Genomic DNA, 23,567 nt, shown 5'->3' on the forward strand with positions numbered 1-23,567 from the left:
GCGAGGGTCTAGAATTGCCTGGGATGGAGACCCGAGAGGAAGCACCCGCCGTGCCCTTCGCCGCCGAGCGCACGCCCATCGTCCCGACGCTCGAGGTCGCGCACGAGCCTGGCAGGGATCTGGTCTGGTGCGCGACGCTGGACCTCGCGTGGAGGGAGCTGTCGGCGCTGCTCGGCGGGCCGGTCGCGCTGCGCGACACCGCCCCGGACGAGCCCGCCGCCGCGATCGTGCGCGCGCTCAACCGGAGCCCCGTGACCGGCGCCGCCGTCGATCCGGGCGCTTGCCTGGCGCTAGCCGGGACGCACACCGAGGAGTGGGTGCGCCGCGTCGAACGGCAGCTCCGCGAACGCTTCGGGGTCCGCCTGGATACCCGGTTGCTTGCTGGGGCACCTCGGCCGGGGCTCTTCGTCGCCTATGCGTACCTGGCAAAAGCGTTGACGTTCCCGACGCCGCTCATGCGGGAGCACGGGCGGCTCGCATTTCGATGCCAGCCGGTCGAGAGCTTCGGTCTGTGGGAGTCGGTGACCACGCCGGCGGAGCTCCACGCCGCGCGCACCGCCGAGGTGCTCGTGCACCACCACCGCTTCCTCCCGACCGATCTCTTCGTCGCGGAGCTCGGACGGGAGCCCGAGGACGACGAGCCGACCGAGGAGTTCGTCGTGGAGCTCATGACCGAGGACCGCGGCGATCGCCTCGTGGTCGCGCGGTGCGTCCCGGGGCCGACGCTCGCCGCGACGGTCGCGTGGGCGACGCAGAAGCTGCGCGATGACGTCGAGGCCGACCCCGGGGCGTTCCTGGCCGAGCGAGAGCGCTTCGAGGTGCCCTGCATCGACTTCGACCTGACGCGCAGGTACGACGAGCTCTACGGAAGGGCGATCGCGACCCCGGGCTTCGAGGACCAGGCCTTCGGCGAGATCGTCGAGCGGATCCGGTTCCGTCTGGACGAGGGGGGAGCGCTGCTCACCTCCGAGGCGAGGCTCGGAGGGCTCTCGCTGCCGCCGCGGGCGATGAGCTGCGACGGCCCCTTCCTGGTGATGATCCTCCGCCGTGGTGCGCTCACCCCGACGCTGGCGCTCTGGATCGAGACGGCGGATCTGCTCATCCTCCCTCAGGCGGCGTGAACGCCGGGCCGCTCGGATCGCCCATCGTCGGCGGGGGATCGATGGGGGCCGCTGGTTTACCGCCTTCCGCGCGCGCCCAGTGCCCGTCGGTGATGTCCACCGTACCGGTCGGGCCGTCGGCGTGCGGCCGTGCGCCCGGGACTCCCGGCCGGGTGACCGCGATGCCTGCCCTCGGGTTGGTAGAGCCTGCGTTGGCGGCGACGCCGGTCACCGGGTTCTGCCCGCCGGTCGCCTGGTGCAACGCATTGACGACGCTCTGGCCGCCGTTGGCCGGCGTCGTGGCCGAGTGGCAGGCGACGACCGTCACCGGCGTGCCAGGCTTGAGCCCGGCGTGCTGGAGGCGCTTGGCGACGTCGGCGCCGCCGACCACATCGCGACCGAACCGGACCACGCCAGGAGCGCCGTGGGCGATGACCTCGACGCCCTCGCCGGGAGGCAGGTTGTCGAGGCGCCCGACCCGGCCCGCGTTCGCGGGCTTCTGGTGCTCCTTGTTGTTCGGGTTGTAGAGGTCGTTCATGTAGACCACCCGCTGCGCTGGGTTGGTCGTGCGCGCGCGGGCCTCGGCGGCAGCGTCCGCCTCTGGATCCATCCCCTGTCGCTGCATGCCGACGATGATGATCAGGCCGAACGGGTCGATGTAGGCCGTCGGGTTGGGGACGAACCCGATGTCCTGGAAAGACACGTATTCACCGAGCGGATCCGGCGTGATGTACTGCCCAATCTCCGGCAGGTAATAGCGGTGCCGGTTGTAGACGAGCCCCGTCTCCGCGTCGGCGCGCTGGCCCGCGAACCTGAGCGCGCCCGTCTCACCGCGCGCGAACGCGACCCGTCCCCAGGTCGACAGCTCGATCTCCCCGTGCGCTCCGTCGCGGCCGAGGAAGAAGAAGGGCGTGCCGGTCGCGTCCGTCGCCACCATGCGCCACGCGCCCGGGCCGACGCTCTCGAGCAGGGGGGTGTGCTCGTCATCGTCAAACACCCGGCGCACGACTGCGCCGTTCGAGGATCTCTCCTCGACGGGCGCGGACGCGTCCCAGCCGAACCAGGTGCTGCTCCCGTCGGACCCGGCAATGGCGATCCTCCGTCCGAACGGGTCGTACACGAACCGCGCGCGGTAGCCGTCCCCCCGGAGGGCTTCCCTGAGCCGGTTGTCCGTGTCGTAGGTGAATGTCCAGCTGCGCGCGGGCTCGGCGGCCACCGTCTGGTGCAGCCGCCCGCGCGCGTCCCACACGAAGCGCGTGTCGCCGGCGGAGAGCCGCCTGCCACCCGCGCCGACGCTCCCCTCTTCCCGCTCGGGCAGCGGCGTTCCGTGGGGCGAGTAGCGGAAGGCCTCGTCCACGTGCGCGCCCCTGGCGCGGAGCGGCCTCCCGAGGGGATCCAGCGCATAGATCCGCTCTCCGAGCTCGCTGTCCGTCATGGCGGCGAGCCCGGGCGCTGCTGCCCAGCGGTAGGTGCGCTTGCGCAGCACCTTGCCGCGTGCGTCGATGAGGTCGACCTCGACGGGCCGACCCATGGGGTCGCGGCGCGTGGTGATGCCGTCCGCCCTTCCCTTCCGGACGCGGCGGACCTCGCGCCGGCGCTCGTCCCGCTCGAAGACGATGGCCTCGGACGGGCAGTCCTGCCCCTCATCGACGGCGATCTCCTGGACGACGTGGAACGGCCCTCGCTGGAGGGTGACGCTCCACCCGGTGGAGTAGCGGTGGATCTCGTTCACGTCCTGCGGGTCGGCGCGGTGCTCGACGCCGAACTCCCAGCCGACCGCGCTCTGTACCTCGCGCGTGACGCGGCCGAACGCATCGCGCACGAGGGTGACGGAGACGTCCTGGTTGCTCGCACGGACGACGAAGCCGCGCTCGTCTCGCTCGAAATGGTCGGTCCGTCCGTCGGACCGCTCGACGGCCACCACGCGGCCGGCCGGGTCGCGAACGAAGCGCTGCCACTGCCCGTCCGGCCATACCTTTGTCTTCCACCGCTTCGCGTCGTCGTGCTCGTAGCGATACTCATGCCCGGCGAAGGTGCGCTCACGCACGATGCGGCCGCCGGCGTCGTAGTCGACGAGGGACCGCTCCCCTGCCGGGTTCTCCGTCCAGCGGCGCCGCAGGAGCGCGTCGTACCCCGATCGGATGACCCCGCCGTCCGCGAGCCGCTGCTCGACGAGCGCCGGACCGAGGTGGCGATACTGGACGACAGCACCGTCCGATGCCCTCTCGGCGACGACGTTGCTCGCGGCGTCATGATCCCGATCCATGCGCTGGCCGCATGGGCCTCGGGCGCAGACAAGCCTGCCGTAAGCGTCATACTCCATCGTGTAACGGTGCCCTTCGGGCCCCTCGACCGCGACGATGCGGCCGAGCAGGTCGTGGGTGTACTTCCACGTGGATCCGAGCGCGTTCGTGAACTGAGCCAGGTTGCCGTGGGCGTCGTAGCTCATCACCTCGTCGCCGCTCGGCCCTGACCGCTTGATGGTGCGACCTTGCTTGTCGTAGGCGCAGCTCCAGGTGATGCCGAGAGGGTCCGTCCGCTCGGTGATGAACCCGTTGTTGTCGTGCTTCATCACCCAGCGATGGCCCCCGGGGGCGACGAGGCTCGTCACGTTTCCAGACGCGTCCCGCGTCAACGTGGTCCGCTGCCCCAGCTCATCGCTGTAGCTCGTCAGCCGTCCTTCGACGTCGAACGTCGTGTGGGTGCGGTTGCCGAGCGCGTCCTGGGTGCTGACGATCCGCCCCATCCGATCGTAGACGAGGAGCTGGAAGCGCCCCATCGGATCCGTGTACTTCCGCACCAGCCCGAGCGCGTTGCCCACGTAATGGTGGACGCCCCCCCTCGGCGTCGATCATCGTCGTCTCGAACGGCTCTGGGCCGTACCGGAAGCGCGTGTGGTAGATGCCCTTGGTCTCGAGGGGGGAGTAGCGCTGGCCTCCGCCGAGCTCCGCCAGGATGTCGCGTCCGGGGATCTCGCCCCAGGTCTCTACACACCTGCGCTTGCCGTCGGGGCCGTCCTCGTACCGGAAGTGGAAGACGAGCCCGCCGGGCAGGCGGTCGTAGCGGTACTCGAAGGAGGCGCCTCCGACGTCGATGACCTGGACGAGGTCTCCGCGCTGGTCGTAGACATAGCTGACGGCGCGCAGGCGGTGCGTGGAGCCGTTCTCGCCGATGAGGACCAGGTACCAGCGTTCGTGGTCCAGCTGGCGCTCTCGCTCTGCACGCCGGCCGACGCTGTCCACGACGGCGCACACCTCGCCGTTGTCCCACTCGATATCGATGATGTTTCCTGCGCGGTCGCGCACCTCGACCAGGCGATGGACGCCGGTCGCGTCCCGCCGCAGGACGTGCTCGCTGTCATCGTCCTGGGAGAGCACCAGGTCATTACCGCGACGCCATAGCTTCCTGCCGAACGGGGCGAACGCGACCTCGCCGTCCTCGAGACGCGGGAACGAGATGACAGCGCCTTCGCTGTCGATAACGTTGATGCCGTTGGCGGTCACCTCGGCGCGCCACGCATACGTGTGTGACCAGCCCCAGCCCAGGCCGCAGTTGCGCTCGACCGCCGAGCTCCGGTACTGGCGTACCCACTGGACGGCGGACGGACCGAACAGCTCGAAATCCACGGAGGGGATCGTGAACATGGCGCCGGTCACGACATCGACCGGGTGCCCGCCGCTGGCCTGCCCTTCGGCGCCCGGCGGCGCGGGTGGGCTCGGCGGCGCTGCGCCCGAGTTGTTTCCGCTCCCGCCGCCGCCGCCGTTGCTCGCCGCCTGCGGCCCCCGGCCGCCGGGCCCGCCCGCGCCGCCGCCGCCGCTGCCCGCCGCCGCCGCCCTTGCCGCCTGCATTGCTCGCGTTGGCCCCAGCACCGACGGTGATGCTCTTGTTCATCTGACCCATGCTGCCGGTGATGCCGGCCATACCGAGCTCGATGAGGACGTTGGGCGCGCCGAGCCAGGGGAAGCACGGGCCCCCAGTGTTCAGGCTGACGACCTCCTTCAGCGTGCCGGGCTCGTTGCCGTGGCATGCTTTCATGCAGCCACCGACGGTGAGGATCTTGGCCCCTTCGATCTTCGTGCGCATGCACGGGTCGGTGATGCCCTCCGCGACGGTTCCCATCGTCGGATACGGAATGGGCAAGGGTGACGGGGCCGCAGGGGTCAGGCACACGCTCACGGCCATGCCGGTCATCTGATGGCCCGATTTATCGGTGATCGTATCCATACCGAGCGCAGTGACCTTGCCCATAGCGGAGCAGATCTTCGCACACGTCACCGAAGGGCAGCAACCGCGACCAATCGGCGCCAAGGGGCGCACGAGGAGCGGATGACCCCGCAACCTGGGCTGTCGCCGCATCCCGGTTGACAGCTCAACCGGGGCGGGATTGCACAGGGGCGGATCGCGCCATCGCGGGATCCGGCGTCTCGCCTCTGCGCTGCCCTCCCAGCCGGCGTTCCCTTGGGGGATCCTCGACCAGCAGTGGCGGAGCCGTACACTGCCGAAACAGCGCGATGATTGTCATGACCGTCCGGTGCACGACGAGACGCGGTACTGTCCGGGCGGGGTGACCGCCTGATCAGGCGCGCCCGCGGACCCGGTCCCAGAGCACCTTGGCGCCGCCCGCGGCGGCCGCCAGGCCGGCGACGACGAGCTTCTTGCTGGCGAGCAGCACGGCGAGCAGCCCCTTGAACAGCCCCGCCTTGGCCGCCACCTTGCCCGCGACCAGGGCGCCGATGCCGTACGCGGCCACCTGGTCGATGTCCTCGTTGAAGTCCTCGTAACGGTTGCCGGGCTTGAACTCGACGAACTTCAGCACGCTCTGCATCTCGCTCCGCACCGTCGCGAGCTGCCTCATGCCGGAGACGGCGTTCAGCTCGAGCACGCCTTTGCGCCCGAGCACGCGGATCGAGTAGTTGAGCGTGCCGTCCTTGTTGCCGTCGAACTCGAGCGCCTTGGCCCAGTACAGCTTCTTCGACGCGGGATCGTAGTGAGGTGGCTCGGCCCAGCCGCTCAGGCGCACGGCGGGGAAGCCCGCCTTCTGGCGCTCCAGGTTCCTCTCGCTGGTATCCTTCTGCATCTCGGCCAGGAGCTCGCCGAAATCGATGTCCTTCGCGTCGTCGTCGTCGACGTGGCCCTCCTCCACATAGCTGATCACGACACCCCACGAGTCGTCCGCCATCGGGCTCAGGCCGGCCGGGAACAGCATGCCGAGCGCGTCGGAGCCCGGGGGGTTGCCCCAGGCCTCTAGCACCTTCCTGGCGCCCTCCGGGCCCGTGAAGCGGAACGCCTCCGGTACGTCGAGCTCGGCCAGGTTGTCACCGACCGTGACCTTCCCGCTCTGGAGCTTCAGCTCGGCATCGAACCTCTGCATCGCCGCGGCGATCTCCTCCGCCGTCGGCTCCCGCTCTGCGTCGCCGGACGGCTCCACCGCAGCCGGCTGCGCGGCCCCCGCGGGCGCGGCGCCAGCCGCTCGACCTGCAGGCTCCGCGGGCCCGGCAGGGCTCGGGTCCCCGGCCGCGGCGAGCGCGCTCGCGCCAAGCACCAGGGCCACCGAAGCGATCGAAGCGAGTCGACGATGTGACATACTCCCCCTCCTGACGGAACACCCTGCCGAAAAAATTCCGAGCATTCAACCAGAATGTCCCGTGGCGCACAAGCGCGACGGGGGCGCTCCCGCAGGCTGTGGAGAAGGCGGCCCCGTCGATGCATGGCGGTCCTGTCCCCCTCCCGTCCCGCCGCCCTCCCGCTCCCGCTGACCGCGGAAGCGTGTCGGAACACGCGTGGTCTTGGCTCTACCCCTATCCCGGGCGTCTCCTTGCTAGGGTGTGCCGCCGCCCCCACCGCCTCCACATTCCGGCGTCTCGCTGCACGAGCACGAGCTCCCGCACTCCCGATGGATGGAGGGATGGGTGGGACCGTCACCGAGGCCTGTGCAATCGACACTGCAAGAATTTGCCTGGCATGTGACCTTCACGTTGCCCGAACACCCTGAGCCGTTGCACTTGAGCGAGCATCGGCCGGTGTCGCTGCACCGCAAATCCAGGTCCTCGCAGCTGTTGTCACTGCAGTTGACCTCGCACGGAAACGGTCCCCTGCACGTCACCAGAGCGCCTTTGCACTGATCACCGATGCACACGAGCACCACGGGGTGCTCCGACGCATCGAGCATCACGGGCTGGTTCGCCGTGTCGATCCCGAATTCGTTGCACGTGCCGCCGCCCTCGGGAGCGCACCTCCTGATGACCGCGGGCAGAGATTCATCGGGGGTCCAGTCGCATGCCTGGCACGTTCCGGAGGACGTGTCGCACACCGCGTCGCTGCAGCCGCGGGACGTCGAGCAGCTCGTGGCGCACTCCGTCCCGCTCGCGTCGCAGGCGTAGGGCGCGCAGCTCCTCGGCTCGGCGGAGCACGTGCCGTCGTCGCCGCAGGTGCCCGGAGGCGTCTCCTCCCCGCTCGCGCACGTCCCGCCGCACGGAGTCCCCGCCGGCCCGCATCCGATCGAGTCGTCGACGTGCATGTCATATAGGCCCGTAACGAGCTGGCAGCTCACCGCCGCGACGCTCACGGCCAGCGTCAGCGCGGCGCGAGCGGCGAGTCTTGTCAAGTCAAGCTCATGCATCCTGTAGAGAGTTCAACCCAGAGCAGCCCCTCGGACAAGCCCACAAGATCGGCGCCCGCGAGGCCGAGATCGAACCAGGCGTAATTTTCTTCTCCGGATCCGTCCCCGCGCGGCGGAGCAGGCCGTCAGCAGCGCCGCCGGCCCTCGGATCTCACGATCCTGAGGCGTGCAGTCGCCGTGACGGGCGCTCCTCGCCACGTGGGCAGGCTCAGCGCTCTCGCTGCCACGCAGAGGGGCCGCGCGCTCAGAGCGTGTCGTAGGTCATGCTGGTCGGGGCGCGCCTTGTGCGGTGCGCAACGAGACGTCCCGTTGGACGGCGCCCCCAGGACATGTGAGCGCCGGCGGGGGGCTGCGCGCGGCGGCGCGCGGGTAGGCGCGGCGAGCACCGAACGAGGTGCCATGAGGTCTCGGGAGGCTCTACGTCTCAGGCGCGCCTTGTGTGGCGCGCGACGAGACGTCTCAGAAGGCGTGGCCCGAAGTGAGACATGCCGGGCGGTGTTCTCGGCGCAAGCTCTCCGGCCCCGGTCTTGGCGGATGGCCGAGCGCCCGCCCGCGCGCCGCCGCGCACAGCCCCCCGCCGGCGCGCGCGGCTCGGCACCACCGCGCGCGCCGCTCGGCGCCCCTCCCCTACCCTGCGCGGCTACGCAGCAGCCGCCGGCTCGCCTGCCGTCACGTTCGCCGCCTCGCCCGCCGGAGCCACCGCCTCGATCGGCGCCTCCTCCAGCGCGGCCGCGATGACCTGGCTCATGTCCTCGACGAAGATGAGCTCCAGCTCGGCCCGCACCTCCTTCGGGATGTCCTCGGCGTCGCGCGCGTTCTTCTGCGGCAGGACGATCCGCGTGATCCCGGCGCGGTGCGCCGCGAGCACCTTGGACTTGATCCCGCCGACCGGCAGCACCCGCCCGCGCAGCGTGCACTCGCCCGTCATCGCCGTGTCCGACCGCACCCGCCGCCCCGAGAGCAGCGACGTGAGCGCCGTGAACATCGTCACGCCCGCCGACGGCCCGTCCTTGGGCACGCCGCCCGCGGGGACGTGGATGTGCAGGTCCTCCGCCTCGAGCTTCGCCGTGTCGACGCCGAGCTCGCCAGCGTGGCTGCGCACATAAGAGAGCGCCGCCCTCGCCGACTCCTTCATCACGTCGCCGAGCTGGCCCGTGATCTCCACCCTGCCCTTCCCCGGCATCCGCGAGGTCTCGATGAACAGGATGTCCCCGCCCACCGGCGTCCAGGCGAGCCCGGTCGCGACCCCAGGCACGCTCGTCCGCTCCGCCACGTCGCTGAAGAACCGGACCTTGCCAAGGTACTTCCCGAGATCGTGCGCCTCGACCACCACGCGCGGGACCTTGCCGTCCGCGGCGCGGGCGACCTCCAGCGCGATCGCCCGGCACAGCTTCTTGATCTCGCGGCCGAGCTGCCGCACGCCGGCCTCGCGCGTGTAGTCGCGCACGATGGCCGCGAGCGCCTCGTCCGTGATCGTCAGCGACGCCGGCTCGATCGCGTGCTCCTTGAGCTGCTTCGGGACGAGGTGCGACCGCGCGATCGCGACCTTCTCGTCCGGCGTGTAGCCGGACAGCTCGATGATCTCGAGCCGGTCCCGGAGCGGCGCGGAGAGCGCGCCGAGATCGTTCACCGTGCAGAGGAAGACGACCTCCGACAGATCGAACGGGAGCTCCATGTAGTGGTCGACGAACGTCCGGTTCTGCTCGGGATCGAGCACCTCCAGGAGCGCCGCCTCGGGCGAGCCGCGCCAGCCGGCGCCGAGCTTGTCGACCTCGTCGAGGAGCACGATCGGGTTCTTCACCTTGGCCTTCTTCAGCGCGTGCACGATCCGGCCGGGCAGCGCGCCGACGTACGTCCTCCGGTGGCCGCGCAGCTCCGCCTCGTCGTGCACGCCGCCGAGCGAGATGCGCACGAACGGGCGGCCGGTGGCGTCGGCGATCGACTGGCCCAGCGAGGTCTTGCCCACGCCGGGCGGGCCCGCGAGGCAGAGGATCGTCGCGCGCGACTGCCCCGTCAGCTTGAGCACGGCCATGTGCTCCAGGATGCGGCGCTTCACGTCGTCGAGGCCGCGGTGGTCCTCGTCGAGCTTCGCCTGGACCGCGTCGAGGTCGTCCTTCACGGTCGCCCGCGCGCTCCACGGCAGGTCGGCGATCCACTCGAGGTAGGTGCGGATCACGTTGTGCTCCGCGCTCTGCGGGCCGATCGCCTCGAGCCTTCGGAGCTCCCGATCGGCGACGGCGCGCGCCTCCTCGGGGAGCCCGGCCTCGTCGAGCCGGCGGCGCAGGATCGACAGATCGTCCTCGCCCTGCTCTCCGCCCGCGAGCTCCTTCTGGATGGCCCGGAGCTGCTCGCGGAGGATCGCCTCGCGCTGCCCCTTGCCGAGCTCGCGCCGCACGTCGCTGTCGATCTTCTTCTTCAGGTCCGCGAGGGTGGCCGCCTCCGCGAGCAGGCTCGCGACCCGCTGGAGCCGCGGCACGACGCGGAGCTCGGCGAGCACCTCCATCTCCTTCTCGGTCGGGAGGCCGAGCGCGCCGGCGATCTGGTCGGCGAAGAGCCCGGGCTCGGCCCGGCTCGCGGCGGCGATCTCGGCGAGGTTGGTCGAGGTCCGCGGGCCGATCTCGCGGGCGCGATCGCGCAGCGAGGCGGCGAGCAGGCGCGCCTCCTCGGCGTCGCCGAGGAACTCGGGCGCGACGGCGCCCTCGGCCCGCCAGTAGGGCTCGGTGTCGACGAGGGCGGTGAGCGCGAAGCGATCGAGCCCCTCGATCACCAGGCGGAAGCCGTTCGAGACGCGCGTGACGTCGACGACCCGCGCGAACGTGCCGATGTCGTGGAGATCCTCGCGCTGAGGATCCTCGCGCTTCGGATCGCGCTGCGCGATGACGCCGATCACGTCGCCGGCGTGCACCGCGTTGAGCAGCGCCACCGAGCGGGCGCGGCCCACCGGGAGGGTGAGCACGGTGCCGGGGAAGAGCACGCCCGTGCGGAGAGGGAGCAGGGGAAATGGAGAGCGAGGCGCGCTGGCGCCGCTTCGAAGCTGGCTCATGCGGACTCCTGTGGCAGCGGACGGCTCGCGCCATCCGTGCCGGAATCGGTGGACGGGTTGTCGATGAGGTGCGCCGCGCCTCCGCCGGTCAGGGCGGCGCGCGGCGCGCGGATGGGACGCTCACGTAGACCGCTTCGAGCGACCGCTCGGGCGAGCTCCATGAACCGATGAACGGAAAGTAAATTCGTTCACGCGCCCGTCAACCCGCTGCGGATGAGCACGGCCTGTAGGTCGAGCACCGCGACGCCGAGCACGACGCCGGGCCAGGCGCGCCGGTCAGAGGACCTCGACGCCGAGCACGACGCCGGGCCAGGCGCGCTGGGCGTCCGTGTCGTTGAGGCGGAGCGGGACGCTGCCGTACGGGCTCAGCCTGGCGTCCTCGGGGGTGTCGCCGAAGGCGACGTTGTAGCTGGGGCCCCCGAAGATCGCGAACTCCGGGGCGAGGCGGAGGCCGAGGAGCGCGCGCGCCTGCGTCAGCACGGCCGCTGGCTCGAACGACGACGAGGGGTCGTGGAGCGAGTACCCGAGCGCGTCCAGGTCGATGAAGGCGCGCTTGCCGACGGAGATGCGGCCGCCCAGGCCGAGCGCGTACGCCACGAGGGGGCGGTCGCCGACGAGGCGGACGCCGACGCCGTAGACGTTGTGGAAGTGGTCGCTCCCGTGCTTGAGGCCGGCCATCACGATGCCGGACTCGAGGCCCCAGACGTCCACGTCGAGGCGGCCGTTGCGGATGATGTTGAGGAGCCCGAGCGAGAACGGCGACTCGTCGGCGTAGTTGATGAGGCCGATCTGCGCGCCCCTCACCTTGCCGGTGGCCATGTTCAGGAGGCCTATCTGCGTGCCCGTCGACTCGCCGGCGGCGACGTTCGCGAGGCTGACCTGCACGTCCGTCGACTTGCTCACGGCCGCGTTGAGCAGGCCGACCTGCACTCCCGTCGACTCGCCCACGGCGACGTTGGTCAGGCCGAGCTGCGCCCCGGCCACGGGGCCGGCCGCGATGTTCACCGCGCCGCCCTGCACGCCGTCGACAGGGCCAGCGACGTTCAGCGCGCCGCCCTGCACGCCGTCGACAGGACCGGTGACGACGTTGAACGGCCCTACCTGCGCGCCGCGGAGCGACCCGGCGAGGTTGAGCCCAGCGGTGAGCTGCGCGCCGCGCGCCGGGCCGAGCACGAGGTTGGCGGCGGTGGAGAGCTGCGCGCCGCACATGAACGACGAGGAGATGTTGATGCCGGCGCTGAGCTCCACGCCCGTGACGCCCGCCGTGTAGCCGCCGACGAGGTTCAGCGAGTAACGGCGGACGACGTTCGTGCCGGTGAAGCTCGACGAGCCGACGAAGGGGACGACGTCGCCGCCGAAACGGACTGTCGTCGCGCCGGGGAGCGCGCACGGAGGAGGCTCCGGGGGCGCGGCCTTCGCGGAGCGCGCGGCCTCACGTGGCGGCTTCGGCTCGCCCGCAGCGGGCGGCGTAGGGCTCGCGGCCGGCTCCTCGGGCGGGCGCTTGCCCAGCGCCGCGGCGAGCTCCGCCGCCTCGTCACGGACGAGGTTGCCCGCGAGCAGGGCGATCGCCTCGGCGGCGCGGTCGGGATCCTCGGGGACGTCGATCGTGCGGCCGATGTGGCGGCCGTCCGTGGAGCTGTACGTCAGCGTGACGCGGCCGTCGGGCTCGCCGCGAAGGACAAGCGTGGGGCGGCTGGCGGTCGCCGAGGGCGAGAGCGTGACGGGGCCGCCGAGCTCGCGCCCGACCGCCGCGCGCACGGCCTCGGGATCGAGCGTCCACGAGGCGCCGTCGACGACGAGGTCGATCCCGGCGCCGGTCGGCTCGGCGGCGAGCGCGCTCGCGGGGGGCGCGGAGACCGCCGCGACGACGCTCGCGGCGGCGAGGGCGCGCAGCAGCAGGGCGCGCGCGCGGAGGCCTGCGCCGCGCGCGGAGGGCTTCCGGACGGAGCGCGGCGGACCGCTCGGCGGAGCGGAGAGAGGAGCGGTATCGTGTGTGTTCATCGACCGTGGAGTGCCCGCTCGCGGCGCGTTCGTTCACGCGCCGTCGCTCACCGGTCCGCGCTGCTCATCGCCTCGAGCAGCGAGCGCGACTCGGTCTGCCTGTAGCCGCCGTGGGCGCCCTGCGCGAACGGCTCGAGCGCGCGGCGCGCCTCGTCCGTGCGGCCGAGGCGCACCAGGCAGAGGGCGCGGTTGTACTGCGCCTCCACGGCGAAGCGGCCGCGAGGCGCGGCGGCGAGGTAGGCGTCCCAGGCGCCGAGCGCGACGGACGGGTTGCGCTCGACGAAGTGCGCGCGGTGCGCCGCCTGGTAGAGCGCGTCGGTGTCGGGACCGGCGGGCGGACGCTGGACGGCCTGCGGATCGTTCGCCTGCGGGCGAGCCGCGGGCGAGGGGCTCGCCGCGCTCGTCGAGGCGGCCGGGCGCGCGGCCTGCGGCGCCGGCGCGACCGCCACGACCGGCGCGCGCCGCGGCGCCGGCGCGCTCGCGGAGGGCGCCGTGGGCGACGCGAGCGGCACGGGCGCAGCGACGGTGGGCTCGAGCGGCGGCGGCGCGAGCTCCGCGACGCTGGGCTCGGCCTGCGGCGGCGCGGGCGCGTCCGCCTCGGCCGCGCGGCGCGGCGCGGACCGCGCGCGGGAGGTCGGCGGCCCGGGCGGCGCGTCGGGCGGATCTGCCGCGGTGAGGCCGAGCTGGGAGGCGATGTCGTTCAACGCGTCCGGGAACCAGCGCGCGGCGGAGGCCCACGCGGCAGAGCCGACGAGGACGGCGGCCAGCGGGACCACCAGGCGGACGGTCGTGAGCCGGCGGGCGCGCTGCGCCTTCAGGCTCCTCATCACGCGGGCGCGCGTCTCGTCGCGACGGCCGCGCGAGGCGTCGGCCTCGTCGCGCAGCGCGCGCGCTGCGTCGCGGAGCACGTCGTCCTTCATGGGGTCCTCTCTTCCAGCAGCGTCCGGAGCTTCTGTTTGGCGTGGAAAAGCCGCGTGCGCACGGTCGCCTCGGGCACGCCCAGGATCTCGGACACCTCGCGCGCGCTGCGCTCCTCGACCTCGCACAGCACGAACGTCGCGCGCTGCGCGTCCGGCAGCTCGTCGAGGGCGCGGTTCAGGGCCCTGGCGAGGGCGGCGCGGCCGACCTCCCGCTCGGGGTTCGTCGGCTTCTCTTCGTCCGGCTCCAGGGCGAGCCGCTCCATGGCCGCGCGGCGGCGCCCGGCGGAGCGGAGGTGGTGGCGGGCGTGGTTGACCGCGATGCCGATGAGGAACGTCTTCAGCGACGAGCCGCCGCGGAACCGCTGCGCGGCCTGCGGCAGGCTGACGAAGACGTCGTGCGTCAGATCCTCGGCGGACGCGTCGTCGCCGGTGAGGCGCCGGGCGAACGCGCGCACCGCCTCGTAGTGCTTGTCGTAGGCCTCGCCGATCGCCGCGGGGTCGCCTTGCCGCAGCCGCTCGACGAGCGCCTCCTCCGCGTCCTGCGTGCGCTCCGCGCCGCGGGTGAAGAGGAACGGCATGAGGAGCGCGATGGTCCTCATCGGCCCCTTCCTCTCCTCGGCGCGCCGAGGAGGAGCGGCCCCCGCTGGCTGTCCCTGCGGAAAGCCCGGCGCCTGCTCTGTCCCGTCTCGATCCATTCGTGCGTTGTCATGATTACATCCGAAAGCGCTCCGTGGCGCTGCCCGTTTGCCGTCGACCGGCGCCGGAGGACGAGGGAGGACGTGAGCCACCCCGCTTCGTGCCCGGCATGGAGGAGGTCGTTCATGGCCGCGCGTCCATTTCGTGCCCGGGCGGGTCGGGATCGTTCAACCGCGGCGGGCGAAATCGAACGAGACCGGCAGGCGGGGGTCGACCCGCCCCGGGCCGGGGGGGGACGGCCGGGAGGGGGCGGAGGGGCGGGCGTCGGAATCGTGCGAAGCGCGCGAGCCGTTGAACGGGGCGCGGGGCGGCGGGCACGCAGCATCGGGTGGGCAGAGGGCGCCGCGGTGATGGGCGGCGCCGCTGTCATGAGTCCATCTCCCGGATCAGGAGCGATGAACATGAATATGCGCACGGGCTTCGAGTGGGGCCTCGGCCTTTCTTTGTGCTTCTTCTCGACGACGATGGTCGGTTGCTACATCGAGACCGACCGTGACTGCGACTGGGACGACGACGAGGAGTGTTTCTGGGATGACGGCCACGACGCGCCCGACGCGCCCGACGCGCCCGACGCGCCTGACGCGCCCGACGCGCCTGACGCGCCCGACGCGCCTGACGCGCCCGACATCGGGCGCCCGGACGGCAACGATGACGGCGACGGCGGCGACAGCAGCACTGGCGCGGGAGGGGAGTCGGCCGCGTGCGAGGCGGACTGCGACTGCCCGAGCGGCAACGAGTGCGTGGAGGGGGCCTGCAAGACGCCGTGCGCGGCGTCGTGCGATTGCGCCGAGGGCGATTCGTGCGAGGGCGGCTATTGCGAGCCCCCGCCCGAGCCGGCCATCTCCTGCGAGGTGGACTGCGACTGCCCGAGCGGCAGCGCGTGCGTGGAAGGCGTCTGCAGCTGAGCTGCGCGGCGCTCCCGGGCGCCGCGACGCCTCGCGCCAGCCGCACGTGATGCGGCTGGCCTGGAGAGGGCTCAACCTGTGATGCAGTCGTGGCGTCGCTCCCTCTGATGCGGTGATCAGAAGAGAAGAATACAAACCGCCAAGACGCCAAGTACGCCAAGAGAAGACAGAGAGAGAAAAATTCCTTCTCCTCCTCTCCTCTCTCAGCGCAACGGTCGTCGGCCGGGTCTGCCACGTGCGACGCAGAGCGGCGGCCACCCGCACAGGAGACGGGCCCAGATCGGCGTCGACAGCGCGAAAGCGCACTCCAGTGCGCTGAGCACCGAAAACGGTGCGACATGCGACGCAGAGCGGCGGCCACCCGCACAGGAGACGGGCCCAGATCGGCGTTTTCGGCGCGGAAGCGCACTCCAGTGCGCTGAGCACCGAAAACGTCGAGATGGGCCCGTATCCGAAGCGGGTGGCCGCCGCTCTACCGGCGGAGGGCGAAGGCTACGCCTTCCTGCAGCGTGAGAAACGTCCTGAGGCCCGCCAGCGAGATGCCGAGCGCGACGAGCTGCTGCGCCGCCTCCGGGCCGAGGCCGGTCAGCACCGGCTCGGCGCCGAGCAGCTGGACCGCGCCCGCCGTCCGCTCGAGCTCGGTGGCCATCTGCTCATCCATCCTGGGCACGCCCGTGACGTCGATGATCGCCGTGCGGGTGCCCCGCGCGACGATGCCCGCCAGCAGCGCCGACCGCATGCTCTCGCCGCGGCGCGCGTCGAACTCCCCGACCAGCGGGACCACGACCGCGCGCCGCGAGATCGGCACGATCGGCGTCGACAGCGCGCCGAGCGCCTCGACCTGGGCCGTGAGCGCGATCTCCCGCTCGCGCAGCAGGCGCTCCTCCTCCTGGCGCTGCCTGAGCTCGGTGACGTCCGACAGCGAGACGATCGCCTCGGAACGATCGCCGCCCAGGGCCGTGATGCGCACGTCGACGTGCCGGCGCCCCTCGTCGCCGTCCACGGAGAGCTCCATCCGCTGGGACACCGCCTGATCGATCGCGCGCCGCACCAGCTCGAGCACCCGCGCCGCGTCGCCCGCCGGCACGAGATCCTCGAGCGAGGAAGGGACCGCGCCCGCGCAGCTCCCCTGCGGCGGCCGGTACTCCAGGCACCGCCCGTGCCGATCGACCCGCACGAGCCCCTGCGGCAGCGCGTCGACGAGCGCCCGGAGGTGCACCTCGCGCTCGAGCAGCGCGGCGTGCGCCCTCGCGCGCTCCCGCTCGTTCCGCCACTTCGCGCTCAGCGCCGCCGCCATCTGGCGCACCTCCATCGGCTCGAACGGCTTCTTCAGGATCAGGTACCGGTCCACCTGCGAGAGCCGGTTCGCGATCTCCTTCCAGGAAAGGTCGGTGTACGCCGTGCAGAACACGGCCTGGATGTCCGGATCCTCGCGGAATATCCGCTGGATCGTCTCCACCCCGTCGATCCCCGGAGGCATCCGGAAGTCCACGAAGGCCACGGCGTAAGGCTCCCCGAGCGCCCGCGCCTGCCGCACGAGCTCGACCCCCTCCTCCCCCTGGTGCGCCAGCGTGAGCTCGACGTCGAGCTCGACCACCGGGAGGGTCCTCGGCGCGTCGAGGTCGCCGAAGAGCTCGGCCTCGTGCTCCTCGAGCGAGGACCTGGAGGGAGCCGCCTTCAGGATCCTCTGGAAATCATTATGGATCGAGGCGTTGTCGTCGACGACGAGGATCCTCGTCCTGGAAAGCGCGCTCGCTTTGTTCATGTCCAACCTCGGCCAGCGCCGGCTCGTCGATCTGAGCGGGCCGGGGCTGCCGTGCACGGCAGATCGCTGCTCGCCTGGGCCGGCTCCGCTTCAGCTGACGGCATCCGCGTGGATCCTCCCGCTCCGGGGCGCGGTGGCCGGGAGGTCCAGCGTGAACTTCGCGCCCCGGCCCGCGCCCTCGCTCTCCGCGCGGAGCGACGCGCCGAGCAGGCGCGCCTCGAGCACGCTCGCGTGCAGGCCGAGCCCCGTGCCCTCGGGCCACGTGGTGAACCCCTGCTGGAACAGCCGCGCCAGGTGCTCGGACGCGATGCCCACGCCGGTGTCCTCGACCTCGACCGAGCACCCGCCGCCCGCGAGCGGCGCGCACCGGACCACGACGCGGCGGTCCGGGCCCACCGCGTGGCACACGGCGCGCCGCGCGTTGGTGATGAGGTTCGTGACGATCTGGAGCAGCCGGTGCCGGTCCGTCTCGACCCGCGCCTCGTCCGAGAGCTCGCAGAGCACCTCGATGCCGTGGTGCGCGCGCTCGGCGCGGTTCAGCCCGACGCGCAGGGCGTCCTCGACCACCGACGAGACGGTGACCGGCTCGACGATGATCTTCATCCCGGCGTTGCGGAGCTGATCGGACACGATGTCGCGGATGCGGCTCACGCACTCGCCGAGCTCCGAGAGCTCCGAGGCCGCGCTCTCCTGCTCGGACGCGAGGTGCCGGGCGAGCTCCTCGATGTAGTCGATGAGCCGCTGGCCGCGCGGGTCCTCGGCGAGGAACGCGGCGAGGTCGCCCTGGTTCGCCCGGAGGAGCTGCGCCACCTGGGCGAGCCGCGGGACGCGCGAGCCGGCGATCCGCTCCGAGAGCTGCATCCGCAGGACCATGACGCTGTTCAGCGCGTTGCCCACGTTGTGCATGGCGCTGTCCGCGACCTCGGCCATCCCCGCCTTGCGCGCGGCGTCGACGAGCTTCTGCTGCGTGCTCGTGAGCTCGCGCGTGCGCTCCTCCACCATGCGCTCGAGGTCCTCGTAGACGAGCGCGTTGTTGAACGAGACGGCCGCCTGCGCGGCGAGCAGGTGGAGGATCTCGAGCCGCTCGGGCCCGAACAGCCCCTCGAAGAGGTTGTTCTCCAGGTAGATCGCGCCGAGCACCCGGCCCTTGAGCAGGAGCGGCGCGCAGAGCATCGACCGCACCTTGCGGGAGCTCACGTAGGGGTCGTCGCGCAGGGCGGGATCGCGGGACGCGTCCGCGTAGATGACGCTCTCGCGCGTGCGCACGGCGAGCCGCACGACGGAGGCGCAGACCTCGTCGCTCTGGTCCTCGAGCGGGATCGAGGGCAGCGCCCTCGACTCGGGCGGGTGCGCCACGCCCTGGGCGACGAGCACGAGCCCGTCACCGCGGACGAGGAGCAAGGTCCCCCGCTCGGCGCCGGCGTTCTCGACGAGCACCTGCACCATGCTGCCGAGCAGGCGCTCGACGACGAGCTCCTGGGAGAGGACGCGCGCCGCCTTGAGCAGCGTCTCGACGTCGAAGGCGTCCGCCCGCACGACCCCCGGCGCGGCCCTGTCGCGCCCCGGCCGGATCAGCGGGAACTCCTCGGTGAGGTGCGCGATCTTGCGGTCGACGCCCCAGCGGCTGTAGGCCTGGAGCGCGTCCGTGAGGAAGTCGAGCGCGACGCGCGTCCTGTCGCGCGACATCCAGAAGCGGCCCGCGAGCTCGCACGCGATGGCCTCGATGTTCGGGAAGTCGTGCTGGCGCGCGAGCGCGATCGCCTCCTCGTAGGACCTGGCCGCGTCGTCGAGGCGCCCGTCGAGGCGCGCCGTCTCGGCCTCGACGAGCAGGTGCTTGTGCGAGAAGTTCGCCGGGCAGCTCGCCGTCCAGCCGCGCAGCCGCTCGCGGCACGCGTCGAGGTCGGCCCGCAGCCGCGCCCGCTCCCCCTCCTCCGCCGCGGGCAGGACCGCCGCGATCGCGAGCGCGCGGTAGAACCTGAGCGCCGCGGTCTGGAACTTCCCGGCGAGGAAGCCGAGGTTCTCCTCCGCCTCGTCGGCGACCCGCAGCGCGTCCGCGGGGCGGCCGTGCAGGTAGAGGCACATCGTCTTCAGGATCTGGTAGTGGCAGAGCGCGTAGCGCGTCTGGTGCGCCTCGCACTCCTTGAGGAACTGCTCCTCCGTCAGCGTCTCCTCGGCCACCGCGGCGTCGTCGCCGGTGAGGTCCCGGAGCGCGAGCAAGAGGCCGAGGATGCTGTGCGTGGCGACCGTGTGCCTGGTCCGCTTCGCGAAGCGGAGCGAGCCGGGCAGCTCGTCGAGCAGCCCGCGCGCGCTGGCGCCGCGGAAGAGCGGGTTGAGGAGCAGGTAGATGAGGAAGTAGCCGGCGAACTGGAGGTCGCCCGCGTCGAGGCCGGCGCGGTAGCCGTCCCGGAACAGCGTGTCCGTCTCCGAGAGCGGCCGCACCCACGACTGGATGTTGTTGCCGAGGATGTAACAGGCGCGGCAGAAATCGCCCTGCATGCGGAACCGGAGGCCGATGTCGGCGGCCAGCCGCCCGAACGCGTAGCCCTCGTGGTAGTCGCCGTAGAAGTGGCCGATCAGGCCGCCGTACATGGCGAAGCCGTAGGACGCCTCGGGGGTGAGGCCGTGCTCGAGCGAGATCCGCACGATGCTGCAGCAAGCGAAGAAGTTCAGCTTCTCGAGCTTGAGCATGTAGAGCGGCGCCATCAGCTCGTTGAGCACGCCGACGGCGAGCCGCTGGCCCTCGTCGGCGATCTCGTCCGCGTCGATCAGGGACGCGGGCGGCCGCCCGGCGAGCAGGTGCTTCACCCGCGCGGCCTCGGCGTCCACGAGCGCCGCGAGCTCGGCCTCGCCCGCGCGGGAAGGCAGCGCGACGCCGATCAGCGCGAGCGCCTCGCGCCCTGCCTCCACCGTGTCGGTGAAGCGCCCGCGCATCGTGTACTGGACCATCCGGAGCTTCAGGAGATCGGCCTTCTCGACCGGCGTCCGCGCGTAGCCGAGCGCCTCGGTGACGAGCGACTCGGCGGCGTCCATGGCGCCGAGCAGGTACTCCACCTCGGCCAGATGCCGGAGCAAGGGGAAGGCGATCGCGTAGTGCGACGCGAAGGCGCCGGCCGGGAGCAGGCGGCGGCCCGCCTCGAGGTAGCGCCGGGCGGCCGCGTAGGCGGTCGCCTGCTTCGCCCGGACGGCGGCCTCCAGGTTGAGCTCGGCGATCGCGAGCCGCTCCTCGCCGTCGCGCACGAGGCCGAGGCCCTGATCGAGCTGCTCGACGATCTCGAAGACGCGCTCGGCGCGCTCGTCCGGCGCGGCGCCTTCGAGGAGCCGGCGGCCGATCCGGAGGTGGACCGCCTCGCGCTGCTGCTGGTCGATGAGCCCGTAGACCGCCTGCTGCACGCGGTCGTGGAGGAAGCGGAAGCGGCTCGAGGCGGCCGCCTCGCCGGGCGCGCTCGCGAGCTCGCCCCCGCTGCCGAGGATGTACTCGTCGCGGATCGCCGGCTCGAGGCGGCGCGCGATCTCCGCCCTGTCGAGGCCGGCGATCACCGCGAGCGTCTCCAGATCGAAGGTGTTCCCGATGCACGCGGCCAGCGTCAGGAGGTCGATCGTGGCGGCCTCCAGGGTGCGCACGCGCCCGCTCATCAGCTCGACGACGTTCTCGGTGAACCCGCGCGCCTCGATCTTCTCGATGTCCCAGCGGAAGCGGCGCTCGTCCGGGGAGAAGTAGACGAGCCCGTCGGCGTCGAGCGCCTGGAGGAACTGCCGCGCGAAGAACGGGTTCCCCTCCGTCTTGTGCATGACCAGCCGCGCGAGCGGCTCCACCGCGTACGGGTCCTGCCGCAGGGTGTCGGCCACGAGCCGGATCAGCGACGCGAACGCGAGCGGGAAGAGCTGGATCGTGTTCACCCGCACGGCGCTCGCCTGCACGGATTTCAACGTCATGAGCAGCGGGTGGCTCTCGTTCACCTCGTTGTCGCGGTAGGCCCCGACGAGGAGGAAGGGCCCGAGCTCCTCGCCGCCGAGGAGCCCCTCGAGGAGCCAGAGCGTGCCGGCGTCGGCCCACTGCAGGTCGTCGAGGAAGAGGACGAGCGGCCGCTCGCTGCCGCAGAACGCCTTGAGGACCCCGCGGAAGGCGAGCATGAGGCGGTGCTGGGCCTCCGCCGGGCCGAGCTCCGTGGGCGCGGGCGGGATGTTCCCGGCGCCAAGGACGATCTCGACCTCGGGCAGCACGTCGAGGAGCAACGACGCGTTCCTCCCGAGGCACTTCTGCAGCGACCGCCGCGCCTCCTCGACGCGCTCCGCGCTCTCCGCCAGGACCTGCTGGAGCAGGCTCCGGAGCGCCTGGATCACGGCGGAATAGGGGATCCCGCGGTGGAGCCGGTCGAACTTGCCCGAGATGAAATAGCCGTGCTCCCGGGTGAGCGGCTTGTAGATCTCGTGCACGAGCGACGTCTTGCCGATCCCGGAGTAGCCCGTGATCATGATCGCCTCGCGGCTGCCGCCGAGCACGCGCTCGAAGATCGACAGGTAGTACTGCGCCTCCCCCTCGCGCCCGTACAGGCGGTGCGGGATGCGGAACTGGCCGGAGACGTCGTGCTCGCCGAGCGGGAACATGTCGATTCGCCCGGTCTCGCGGAGCGCGCCCTGGCACCGCTGGAGGTCCTTCGACAGGCCCTCTGCGCTCTGGTACCGCTCCTCGGCGTCCTTCGCGAGGAGCTTCATGATGATGGCGGACACGGCCGGAGGCACGGAGTCCTCCGGGAGCGGCGCGGGGGGCCGGGCGAGGTGGGAGTGCATCCACTCGAGCGGCCCGGAGGCGTCGAACGGCAGGCGCCCCGCGACCATCGCGTAGAAGACGACCCCGAGCGAGTAGAGGTCCGTGCGCCAGTCGAGGGACCGGTTCATCCGGCCCGTCTGCTCCGGCGACATGTAAGGCAGTCTGCCCTCCTCGACCGTGCTCTGCGCCTGGGGGTGCTCCTTCCGGAGCCGCGTCGAGAACATGAAGTGGGTCAGCCGGACCGCGCCGGTCGCCGTGTCGACGAAGAAGCTCTGCGGCTGGATGTGCTTGTGGATGACGCCGCTCCTGTGCACCTCGGCGAGCGCGTCGGCCATGCTCGCGGCCCGCGCGAGGAGCTGCTCGATCGGGAGCGGAGAGCGCGCGAGGAGCCCGTCGAGGGGCACGAGGTCGTGGTCCTCGAAGACGAGCACCGGCGCCTCGCCGGAGAGCTCCAGGAGCGTGGGGCTCAGCACCTGCGAGGCGCCGAGAGAGCGGGTGATCTCGAATTCGTTGAGGAGCGCGCCCGCGGCCGGAGCAGCCGTGTGACGAGGTGAGTCGAGGTGAGCTTTGAGCAGCACGCGCCGCTCGTCGCTCTCGCGCACAGCACGTACGATGCTCCACCGCTCGTTTGTCGTCTGCAACACCTCTTCGCTTCGATAGCCCACAGTCGCGTGCAAAGCTCTGCTCCGTTCTGACGATGCGCCGACTGACCGCCGGCAAGAGCCGCATCGTAGGCGAGCGGTCGGCCGCTGTCACAGAAATTATCGGAAATCCCGGCGCGCCGGCGCTCGTGCGCCGGAGATCGTCGGGAGCCAGCCCGCGCGCGAGCAGGCCTGTCGGCGAGCGCCCCGGCGGCGGGCCAAGCGCGTTGAGGTCGAGGCGAGATGCGCTGGATCGTGCCGTGTGGGCGCTCAACGCGGATCGTCAAACAGCCTCGCTGGCCCGGTCGAGCGCTGGCGACGAAAAGGGATGTCCGACGCGGGGCAGCCCGGCCGCGGCGACAGGCGAGCTGGCCGCGCAAGCGGGGATACGCCGGCGAGGGTCAGCGCCCCGGCGCGCGAGCTGGCCCGCGGCCGGCGAGGCCGTAAAGGACGATCCGGTGGACCGCGGACAGCATCGCCTCCACCTCGTCGCGGGAGCTCTGGAACAGCCACGGGGGAGAGAAGCTCGCGTAGGCCCTGAGGAGCGCGCGCGCGGCGAGCTCGGGGTCGGCCGCGTCGAGCTCGCCCGCGCCGGCGCCGCGCGCGATGAGGTCGCGGAGCAGCGCGCGCTCCTCGTCGAGGAAGCGGGCGTGGGCCGCCTTCACGGCGCGGCTCTGGCAGTGCACGAGGTCGCACGCGTGCGCGCCCGAGCCGGCGAGCTCCAGAAAGGCGCGCGCGCGGGCGTCGAACACGGCGCGCAGCCGGTCGCAGAAGGGCAGGCCGTCCGTGGCCGCCGCGGCGCGCATGGCGGCCATGACAGCGCGGTGCTGGCCCTGGGAGAGCTCCTCGACGATGGCGTCCTTCGACGCGAACTCGAGGTACACGGCGCCGACCGCGATCTCGGCCTCGCGCGCGATGTCGGCCACGGTGGTCTTGGCGGGCCCGTACCGGCGCAGGAGCCGCTCCGTCGCCTCGAGGATCCGCTGGCGCCGCTCGCTCGCGCTGCCGGGGGGATCGTGCTCCATGACGCGAGCGAGTTTCTCCCGGATCCACGCCCGGGGGAAGCGCCCAGGCCGCGTCCGGAGCGGTCGGGGCGGCAGGGGGCGGGC

13 protein-coding genes and 1 pseudogene are annotated in these 23,567 nt (G+C 72.0%); 3 read left to right on the plus strand and 11 right to left on the minus strand.

The window, feature by feature from the left end:
• The first annotated feature begins 23 nt into the window (after positions 1-23).
• Positions 24-1,121: a hypothetical protein gene (locus WME89_RS28430; protein ID WP_438002830.1), complete on the plus strand. Its 1,098-nt coding sequence runs from the start codon at positions 24-26 to the stop codon at positions 1,119-1,121.
• On the opposite strand, the gene WME89_RS28435 is transcribed toward WME89_RS28430, so the two are convergent.
• The 4 genes and pseudogenes from WME89_RS28435 to WME89_RS28450 form a co-directional block, all read right to left on the minus strand.
• Positions 1,099-3,846, minus strand: a complete 2,748-nt coding sequence (locus tag WME89_RS28435; protein WP_438011983.1) for an RHS repeat-associated core domain-containing protein — start codon at positions 3,844-3,846, stop codon at positions 1,099-1,101. The genes WME89_RS28430 and WME89_RS28435 overlap by 23 nt on opposite strands.
• Positions 3,755-4,948, minus strand: coding sequence for a DUF6531 domain-containing protein (locus WME89_RS28440; protein WP_438002831.1), 1,194 nt, complete (start codon positions 4,946-4,948; stop codon positions 3,755-3,757). Before WME89_RS28440 ends, WME89_RS28435 begins: the two co-directional genes overlap by 92 nt.
• Before the next feature lie 79 nt (positions 4,949-5,027).
• Positions 5,028-5,456: pseudogene (locus tag WME89_RS28445) on the minus strand (DUF4150 domain-containing protein); the annotation flags it as partial.
• Positions 5,457-5,676: 220 nt separating this feature from the next.
• Positions 5,677-6,684, minus strand: coding sequence for a DUF2167 domain-containing protein (locus WME89_RS28450; RefSeq protein WP_438002832.1), 1,008 nt, complete (start codon positions 6,682-6,684; stop codon positions 5,677-5,679).
• Between the two features lie 544 nt (positions 6,685-7,228).
• Here WME89_RS28450 and WME89_RS28455 point away from each other — a divergent pair.
• Positions 7,229-7,480, plus strand: coding sequence for a hypothetical protein (locus tag WME89_RS28455; protein WP_438002833.1), 252 nt, complete (start codon positions 7,229-7,231; stop codon positions 7,478-7,480).
• A gap of 879 nt (positions 7,481-8,359) precedes the next feature.
• On the opposite strand, the gene lon is transcribed toward WME89_RS28455, so the two are convergent.
• The 4 genes from lon to WME89_RS28475 form a co-directional block, all read right to left on the minus strand.
• Positions 8,360-10,762, minus strand: coding sequence for an endopeptidase La (gene lon, locus WME89_RS28460; protein WP_438002834.1), 2,403 nt, complete (start codon positions 10,760-10,762; stop codon positions 8,360-8,362).
• Positions 10,763-11,038: 276 nt separating this feature from the next.
• Complete coding sequence (locus tag WME89_RS28465; protein ID WP_438002835.1) at positions 11,039-12,763, minus strand: LA_2272 family surface repeat-containing protein; 1,725 nt, start codon at positions 12,761-12,763, stop codon at positions 11,039-11,041.
• A 47-nt stretch (positions 12,764-12,810) separates the two neighbouring features.
• Complete coding sequence (locus WME89_RS28470; protein ID WP_438002836.1) at positions 12,811-13,683, minus strand: tetratricopeptide repeat protein; 873 nt, start codon at positions 13,681-13,683, stop codon at positions 12,811-12,813.
• A complete protein-coding gene (locus WME89_RS28475; RefSeq protein WP_437617764.1) occupies positions 13,680-14,282 on the minus strand; it encodes an RNA polymerase sigma factor in 603 nt (200 codons plus the stop codon). Before WME89_RS28475 ends, WME89_RS28470 begins: the two co-directional genes overlap by 4 nt.
• Positions 14,283-14,780: 498 nt before the next feature.
• On the opposite strand from WME89_RS28475, the gene WME89_RS28480 reads away from it, so the two are divergent.
• Positions 14,781-15,284 (plus strand): hypothetical protein, encoded by a 504-nt coding sequence (locus WME89_RS28480; protein ID WP_438002837.1) that lies wholly within the window; start codon positions 14,781-14,783, stop codon positions 15,282-15,284.
• 472 nt (positions 15,285-15,756) lie between these two features.
• Here the strand turns inward: WME89_RS28480 and WME89_RS28485 are convergent, their stop codons facing one another.
• The 3 genes from WME89_RS28485 to WME89_RS28495 all read right to left on the minus strand — a co-directional run bounded on the left by WME89_RS28485 (position 15,757) and on the right by WME89_RS28495 (position 23,483).
• Positions 15,757-17,049: a response regulator gene (locus WME89_RS28485; RefSeq protein ID WP_438002838.1), complete on the minus strand. Its 1,293-nt coding sequence runs from the start codon at positions 17,047-17,049 to the stop codon at positions 15,757-15,759.
• Between the two features lie 90 nt (positions 17,050-17,139).
• The gene (locus tag WME89_RS28490; RefSeq protein ID WP_438011984.1) at positions 17,140-22,482 is read right to left on the minus strand and encodes a trifunctional serine/threonine-protein kinase/ATP-binding protein/sensor histidine kinase; all 5,343 of its coding nucleotides are present in this window, start codon (positions 22,480-22,482) and stop codon (positions 17,140-17,142) included.
• A 377-nt stretch (positions 22,483-22,859) separates the two neighbouring features.
• On the minus strand, positions 22,860-23,483 hold the full coding sequence (locus WME89_RS28495; protein WP_438002839.1) for a TetR/AcrR family transcriptional regulator: 624 nt from the start codon (positions 23,481-23,483) through the stop codon (positions 22,860-22,862).
• Between the last annotated feature and the right edge of the window lie 84 nt (positions 23,484-23,567).

Source organism: Sorangium sp. So ce321 (genome assembly GCF_051530195.1).
Taxonomy (GTDB): domain Bacteria; phylum Myxococcota_A; class Polyangia; order Polyangiales; family Polyangiaceae; genus Sorangium.

Coding starts and splice junctions, on each gene's coding strand:
- WME89_RS28480 (WP_438002837.1), top strand. CDS start 14,781: ATGAATATGCGCACGGGCTTCGAGTGGGGCCTCGGCCTTTCTTTGTGC.
- WME89_RS28485 (WP_438002838.1), bottom strand. CDS start 17,049: ATGAACAAAGCGAGCGCGCTTTCCAGGACGAGGATCCTCGTCGTCGAC.
- WME89_RS28470 (WP_438002836.1), bottom strand. CDS start 13,683: ATGAAGGACGACGTGCTCCGCGACGCAGCGCGCGCGCTGCGCGACGAG.
- WME89_RS28475 (WP_437617764.1), bottom strand. CDS start 14,282: ATGAGGACCATCGCGCTCCTCATGCCGTTCCTCTTCACCCGCGGCGCG.
- WME89_RS28435 (WP_438011983.1), bottom strand. CDS start 3,846: ATGGGGCGGATCGTCAGCACCCAGGACGCGCTCGGCAACCGCACCCAC.
- WME89_RS28430 (WP_438002830.1), top strand. CDS start 24: ATGGAGACCCGAGAGGAAGCACCCGCCGTGCCCTTCGCCGCCGAGCGC.
- WME89_RS28440 (WP_438002831.1), bottom strand. CDS start 4,948: ATGCAGGCGGCAAGGGCGGCGGCGGCGGGCAGCGGCGGCGGCGGCGCG.
- WME89_RS28495 (WP_438002839.1), bottom strand. CDS start 23,483: ATGGAGCACGATCCCCCCGGCAGCGCGAGCGAGCGGCGCCAGCGGATC.
- lon (WP_438002834.1), bottom strand. CDS start 10,762: ATGAGCCAGCTTCGAAGCGGCGCCAGCGCGCCTCGCTCTCCATTTCCC.
- WME89_RS28455 (WP_438002833.1), top strand. CDS start 7,229: ATGCACACGAGCACCACGGGGTGCTCCGACGCATCGAGCATCACGGGC.
- WME89_RS28450 (WP_438002832.1), bottom strand. CDS start 6,684: ATGTCACATCGTCGACTCGCTTCGATCGCTTCGGTGGCCCTGGTGCTT.
- WME89_RS28465 (WP_438002835.1), bottom strand. CDS start 12,763: ATGAACACACACGATACCGCTCCTCTCTCCGCTCCGCCGAGCGGTCCG.